This is a genomic window from Paracoccus sp. S4493 (assembly GCF_000967735.1).
GTDB lineage: Bacteria > Pseudomonadota > Alphaproteobacteria > Rhodobacterales > Rhodobacteraceae > Paracoccus > Paracoccus marcusii.
Genome location: NZ_JXYF01000194.1, coordinates 1 through 1392, shown reverse-complemented (window position 1 = coordinate 1392; position 1392 = coordinate 1). Strand labels below are relative to the sequence as shown.

The window sequence follows — 1392 nt, the reverse complement described above, 5'->3', positions numbered from 1 at the left end:
AGACGATGTCGACCCGCGCGACGCCAAGCCGGTCCAGGCTCTGCTCCAGGCTCTCCTCGATCCCGTCACCGGAATAGTCGTAATGCACGTCGTTCTGCGCGGGGCGGACATAGCTGTCGGCCTCGGGGATCGGCGCGGCGGCTGGGGTCAGGACGCGCCCGACCTTGGTCGACAGAACGGCCCCCGTCCTGCCCGTCAGGAACCGCCCCAACCGCTGTTCGGACAGGCCGCGCCCGTAATGGGGCGCCGTGTCGAAATAGCGGATCCCCGCATCCCATGCCGCCTGCAGAACCTGCTGCGCGTCCTCCTCCGCGACCTCGCGATACAGGTTGCCGATGCTGGCACAGCCGAACGCGATGGGGGTGATCTCCACCCCTGTCCGGCCGATCCTGATGGTCTTCATGCCGCCTCCTGTCCTCCCGGGTCGGGCGTTGACACGCCACGACCGCCTCCATACGGTTTATTATGATTAGAGACACAACCCGGCAAGGACATTCCCGTGATCATCGACGCCCATCAGCATTTCTGGCGGATCGCCCGGGGCGATTACGACTGGATGACCGATCAGGTCGCGCCCATCCGGCGGGACATCCTGCCCGCGGACCTGGAACCCTTGGCGCGGGCGTCCGGGGTCACCGGCACGGTGCTGGTCCAGGCCGCCCCCACGCTGGAGGAGACGCAGTTCCTGCTGGGGCTGGCCGACCGGTCGCCGGTGATCCGCGGCGTCGTAGGGTGGATCGACCTGACCGGCGACGTGGCCGCGCAGCTGTCGCGCATCGCCCACCCTGCGCTGCGCGGCATCCGCCCGATGCTGCAAGATATCGACGACACCCGGTGGATCCTGCAGGACGGCGTGGTCGACGCCCTGCGGCAGGTCGCGGGGGCCGGGCTGCGGCTGGACGCGCTGATCACGCCCTGCCATCTGCCGGTCATCGAGGAATTGGCCGGGCGGGTGCCGTCCCTGCCCATCGTGATTGATCACTGCGCCAAGCCCGTCTTTGACGGGAGGGACCCCGGACCGGACTGGCGCCGGGGCATCGACGCCTTGGCCGCCCACCCGCAGGTGGTCTGCAAGCTGTCGGGGCTGGCCAACGAATTCGGGCCCGGGTGGTCCGCCGACACGCTGCGCCCGGTCTTCGACCATGTCCTGCAGGCCTTCGGCCCCGAACGGCTGATGTGGGGCAGCGACTGGCCAGTTCTGGAGCTTGCGGGCACCTATGCCGACTGGCTGCAGGTCGCGCAGACCCTGTGCGCGGACCTGTCCGATGCCGATCGCGCGCAGGTCTTTGGGCAGACGGCCATCCGCTTCTATGACCTTAACGCGAAGGAACAGCGCCCATGAAACGCATGGCCCATGTCATCGGGATCGATCCGGACCGGATCGACGAATAT

2 protein-coding genes are annotated in these 1392 nt (G+C 68.1%); one reads left to right on the top strand and one right to left on the bottom strand.

Annotated features, from left to right (window positions below):
* A partial coding sequence (locus TW83_RS16255) for an aldo/keto reductase (protein ID WP_045983828.1) occupies window positions 1-403 on the bottom strand: 403 nt, incomplete at its 3' end.
* Window positions 404-499: 96 nt separating this feature from the next.
* Here TW83_RS16255 and TW83_RS16250 point away from each other — a divergent pair.
* Window positions 500-1342, top strand: a complete 843-nt coding sequence (locus TW83_RS16250; protein WP_045983827.1) for an amidohydrolase family protein — start codon at window positions 500-502, stop codon at window positions 1340-1342.
* Window positions 1343-1392 lie beyond the last annotated feature (50 nt).